Here is a 4,639-nt window from a genome sequence, read left to right as displayed (position 1 = left end):
TATTTCCGTCATCTCTTTACGGAATTACCCAAGCGTGCACCATCAGATGATATGACTGATTTGCTGCCGTGGAATGTTGATTTAGGTGAAGCAGAATAAGCTTCACCAGTTCATTGACCGCTTACTAACAAGCTACTAAATAGCGCTACTAACACCGTAATTATTGCCATAACAACGCTGTCCGCAGTGAATACTTCAAATCCCTTCCAGTCGAAATCAGGATGCGATAAACCATAAGCAACTCCTACCTGAGTAACAACGAGGATCGCGAGTAACGGAAGGTTTTGTGTTTTTAAAGAAATCCAAGCCATGGTTACACTTCCTCTTCATAAGAAAGGTGGTATGGTTCTGCATTCAACGAAGACCAACCTGAGCGCCCTGGAGCATTGTGATAATGCATTATCCCCTGACCACGAGTTACCAAAACTCTGGCTCCTCGATGAGTGAATGCATTAAGAACAGCCTTTCTTGGATGCTTCGGCTCCCCTGTTTTGGCTGTAGATGCGATTGCCGTGACGCCGCTGTATGTACCTTGTGCGACCGGGTTGCCTATTAAACGGTTTAATACTGTTGGGCCGATATTGCGCCGACTACCATGATGGGGAATTTGAATTAGCTTAAACTCAGCACCAGAGTAGCAACACTCAATCTGTTCAGCAGCATACTCTAACGCCTGAATACCTGCATCCGCAGTAAAGACTAAACGTTTACCATCTACGATAAGTTGTGTAATAACACTTGAGTTATTTTTTGCCGAAGTTTGGCCATCATCTGAAATATGGTCTTCCCCCCATGACGCGACAAACTCTTTTACCATACGTAAGGCTTTGTCTAACCAGCTCTCGTTGGCGACAGCACTTGCTTCCGCCCTCGCAGGCATGCCATCAAAATTTGGAATCAGCGACTCATAGTAGGATTGAGTGGGGCCTAAAACCTTAACTGAACCTGTCTTATCAGTCAGCCCTGTAAAAGGCTCTTTTACTGAAATGCCCTGCCGGTTTGCCAATTTAGAAAGCGACCATGCTCGCTCTAAGTTTTGCTTTAAACGTTCACCTAGGCTTGAATCGGTTAAACGTCCATCAGCAAATTCATCTGCCAATTTGTGGTTATGTAACCAAGGTTGATGTATCCACAGTTCTTTTACCTGTAGTTCGTTTAATACCACCTCCAGGCCATTAATGTGGTCCTGATCTGGGTGGCTGCTAATCACTAAGTCGACGGTATTCGTTCCAAAGTAAGTGCGGATATGCTCAACTAACTCAGCTCCGGTATCGCGGAAACCAGCATCAATCAGCACGACTGTTTGCTCATGGCGGGCACCATGTAAATTACCGAAACGTAGTGCGATCGCGTCACCGCTTTTCGACTCAGTACCGACACCTAAAAAATCAACTTCATATCCCATTGTGTATCTCCTGTGTAATATTAGATACAGGAGATAATCCACAAATCATGCCATAAAACTTAATTATTATAATTCAATTAGATAGATTTAAATCGCTATTGCATATCATAGTTTTAGATAATTAAAATCACCTAAAAGTAAATAATGTTACACCCTTATAATGGCTTACTTAGCTTTAGGTAGACGATATTTGATGCATGAGGCAATTCTGATATATTGTCGGCCGGATCGGGGGCTTTGCTACATGTCGCGCCAAGTTGTTTATTACAGTATTCAAGTAAACACTTAACAGGAATGATTTTGTCTTTGCCTTTATTTAGCTGTTTTGGTTGACTGTTTAGGTAAATAGCTAAGTCTAGAGCCTGTTCTGACGATAGCTCTTCTTGTTTGCCATCAACAAGGGTTTGGTTAACCCAAAGCCCGGCATCGCTTATGTGGCCGCTAATGCTTAAGTCGGTATTTTTTACCCAATGTGTATCCATGTTCAGTTCTGATAACTCACTTAATAGCATAGCAATCTTACTATTTGACATGGCGCGAAGCTGCTGTAAAGTTTCTGCTAATGAATACTGCCACTCCATTTGCAAGCGTGTAGCTAATTCATCCAGCGTTAGCTTTATATCAACCGGTATAAATACAATGAAACGGCTGTTTGCTTCACAGGCAATAATGGTTTTATCGCGTGATTTGTAGGCATTATCGATAATGTGCAGCTGCCAGCACAATGATTGCTCGTCTGAAGCTAAGAAATTAACGCCGACTCTCTGGCCCTCTTTCGCAGGACAACGAGGTAAGTCGGATTTAAGCCATTTGTTGAGAGCATTGGTTGTTGATAGTAATAATTTCAATAGAGAACATACCTTGAACTAATGGAACTTTATTGTTACACAATGATTTTAAACGGAAAAGCCTTAGCATTACTTTTCTGCAGGAACACGTTCTAGTATAAAAATATCTTCACTAAAATAGTTGTATGGCCGTTGACTGTTTTTTCGCTGCTGACTATCAATTCGAATGGTATCCAAGTTTATTTTCTTTGCCTCTTGACCAGAATCATGTGTGATGAAACATCTATCTTTAAAACCTTTAATTACAGTCCAATGGGCGTAGTCTAGCTCATCACCATCATTCATTCCAAAGCCCAAAATACAAACAGTCCCTTTGCGATAATTTGCTTGGCTGAGTGTATCAATAACATCTTTTCTGCTTCGATCGTTATCTTTAACCCAATAGGGGATTGAAAACTTTATGCGGTAAGGTTCATCAGTTGTATTATCAGTGAGTTCATAATTAGAGTGAATATATTCTAGCAATCGACTAAGTACATTTTTAATTGTTCCGCGATTAGTTCCCTCAATAAAAGCCATAGGATTACCATCTTGAATAAATGTCGAAATAGTAATATTAAATAGTTCTTTTTGAGGTAAATCAGGCTCTAAGAGATGAATAGCATTAACGATTGCGTAAAAACCACACGCACCATCGAGATGGCCTTGTTTGGCGGGTTTTATTCTATTAGCTGACATGGAACATCCTTATTTTATTTGCTATCTACTTCGGTTTATTAAAAGTAAAAAATACCGTTCTTTAATTTGGTATTATTTCGACCAATTCATCATCTGCCCAGCTATATGATATAAGTGTTATTTCGTACAAGCTCATATCACAACAGTTAATCACTTCTAGCTTCATATCATTTAACTGCGTTTCAAAACAACCATCTATAAGCTCATCGTTATCAAATTCTTCTGTTTTAAATTCATAGCAGCGTTTCAAATAACCTGAGAAGCCAATTTGATTATCTGCGGTAATCTTTACATCATCATCAATCATTATATCGATATCCGACTGCGAAAATCCCACTTGAACTTCATGCTCAAAATTTTCGTGCATGGTAGGTATATCACCTTCAGCATCAGCTAAATCCTCTGATGTAAATTCATGCGTTATCACCAGCTTAAATTGAGCCATAATTTCAAAAACAGCACTATCTGACATACTGACCTCCTCGGTTTGATATTTTAAAAGTGGCAAAAGCTCGCCAAAAGCTAAATTGAACAGCCTTCGGCCATACCTGATCTTGGTTTGCCAAACAACGTGAGATTGGACATTTCGAGGAGCTCAGTGGACCTAATAAAATTAATTCAATAATATCTGAACGTTCAAACATGCCTTCCGAAATGTTACTTATTATTTGTACATCCATAAAAATTACCATGTTAAATTTTTTCTAATACGTGGTCTGTTGCATTTGCAAGTTCATCAAAAAATCGTAAACATTTAGCAAGTTCTTCTTTTTTTATAATTTGAGGTTGATTCACTTCTCCTCCAGCTCTATGCACGGCCTCTCCTCGTTTACTTATCCAACGATTCAACTGCTCTCTTGCATCTTTTGGCATGACATTATTCCATTTCCAATGTTCTGTAACATCAATATGGAAAAACTCTTCAAACAAGTGCTTTGTTTTTTGAGAGTTAGGGTTATGAAAAGACTTCAAACGTTCTTTAAGTTGCTTCTCAGCAAATGTCCCAAGAGGCGAACCTTTTAATAAACTAAATTTACTTTCAAAAAGCTCTGTAATGACATCTTCTACATATGTTTCCCATGCAGTGAGAGTCAAAATTAAACAAGCTTTTTTTAATGAAGATGGAGTAGATAGCTCGGGATGGCTATTCAGCACATCATAACAATCAGCCAGCTCACGGGCTTCACTTAAAGATTGACGAAAGATTTTTAATGAATGAGTCAAGGTAATGTCCTTATCTAAATACTTCTAACCATTGATTTTATGTTTATGTTTATGTTTATGTACAACACTTTATTTGTGAATCGATAACAGTCTAATTATTATTGATTTTTAATCATTTATGTCATCAATTTTCTTTAATACTATTGGTTTTGATAACGCGGAGCTACTTAAGTAAGGTACCTTGCCTGATGGAACTAAATTAGCAGCAGCATCTAGGTGAACGTCCTGGTCATCAAAGAAAATATGTGGTCTGAAGGCCTTCAATACTTTAGTTTTTTCTACACCACCTAAGAAAAAAGCCTCGTCGACATAAACTCCCCAATGCCTCAATGTTTTAATTACTCTCATTTCAGATGGGCTATTACGAGCTGTGACTAGTGCTATGCGTATAGGTGAATATTCAACACGGATAGGAAGACGATCTTGTAGCCGTGATAATTTATGCAGCAAACTAGCGTAAGGTCCTTCTGCCATAGGAATGTTC

Annotated in this window: 7 protein-coding genes; all 7 read right to left on the bottom strand. The window is 38.8% G+C overall.

Features of this window, described 5'->3' with window-relative positions:
* Window positions 1-110: 110 nt before the first annotated feature.
* Window positions 111-311: a hypothetical protein gene (locus tag H5202_RS18130; protein WP_182773303.1), complete on the bottom strand. Its 201-nt coding sequence runs from the start codon at window positions 309-311 to the stop codon at window positions 111-113.
* 2 nt (window positions 312-313) lie between these two features.
* The gene (locus H5202_RS18125; protein WP_182773302.1) at window positions 314-1,405 is read right to left on the bottom strand and encodes a ComEC/Rec2 family competence protein; all 1,092 of its coding nucleotides are present in this window, start codon (window positions 1,403-1,405) and stop codon (window positions 314-316) included.
* 155 nt (window positions 1,406-1,560) lie between these two features.
* A complete protein-coding gene (locus tag H5202_RS18120) occupies window positions 1,561-2,253 on the bottom strand; it encodes an amino acid adenylation (RefSeq protein WP_182773301.1) in 693 nt (230 codons plus the stop codon).
* A 69-nt stretch (window positions 2,254-2,322) separates the two neighbouring features.
* Window positions 2,323-2,931, bottom strand: a complete 609-nt coding sequence (locus H5202_RS18115) for a hypothetical protein (RefSeq protein ID WP_182773300.1) — start codon at window positions 2,929-2,931, stop codon at window positions 2,323-2,325.
* 61 nt (window positions 2,932-2,992) lie between these two features.
* Window positions 2,993-3,403: a hypothetical protein gene (locus tag H5202_RS18110; protein WP_182773299.1), complete on the bottom strand. Its 411-nt coding sequence runs from the start codon at window positions 3,401-3,403 to the stop codon at window positions 2,993-2,995.
* 221 nt (window positions 3,404-3,624) lie between these two features.
* Window positions 3,625-4,155, bottom strand: coding sequence for a HEPN domain-containing protein (locus H5202_RS18105; protein WP_182773298.1), 531 nt, complete (start codon window positions 4,153-4,155; stop codon window positions 3,625-3,627).
* A gap of 108 nt (window positions 4,156-4,263) precedes the next feature.
* A partial coding sequence (locus tag H5202_RS18100) for a 5'-nucleotidase (RefSeq protein ID WP_182773297.1) occupies window positions 4,264-4,639 on the bottom strand: 376 nt, incomplete at its 5' end.

It is taken from the genome of Shewanella sp. SG41-4 (assembly GCF_014164505.1).
Classification (GTDB): Bacteria; Pseudomonadota; Gammaproteobacteria; order Enterobacterales; family Shewanellaceae; genus Shewanella.
The sequence above is the reverse complement of the archived record's forward strand: the minus strand, read 5'-3'. Positions and strand labels throughout refer to the sequence as shown.

Excerpts from the sequence above, each read along its gene's own strand:
- H5202_RS18110 (WP_182773299.1), bottom strand. The coding sequence starts at position 3,403 with ATGTCAGATAGTGCTGTTTTTGAAATTATGGCTCAATTTAAGCTGGTG.
- H5202_RS18115 (WP_182773300.1), bottom strand. The coding sequence starts at position 2,931 with ATGTCAGCTAATAGAATAAAACCCGCCAAACAAGGCCATCTCGATGGT.
- H5202_RS18125 (WP_182773302.1), bottom strand. The coding sequence starts at position 1,405 with ATGGGATATGAAGTTGATTTTTTAGGTGTCGGTACTGAGTCGAAAAGC.
- H5202_RS18130 (WP_182773303.1), bottom strand. The coding sequence starts at position 311 with ATGGCTTGGATTTCTTTAAAAACACAAAACCTTCCGTTACTCGCGATC.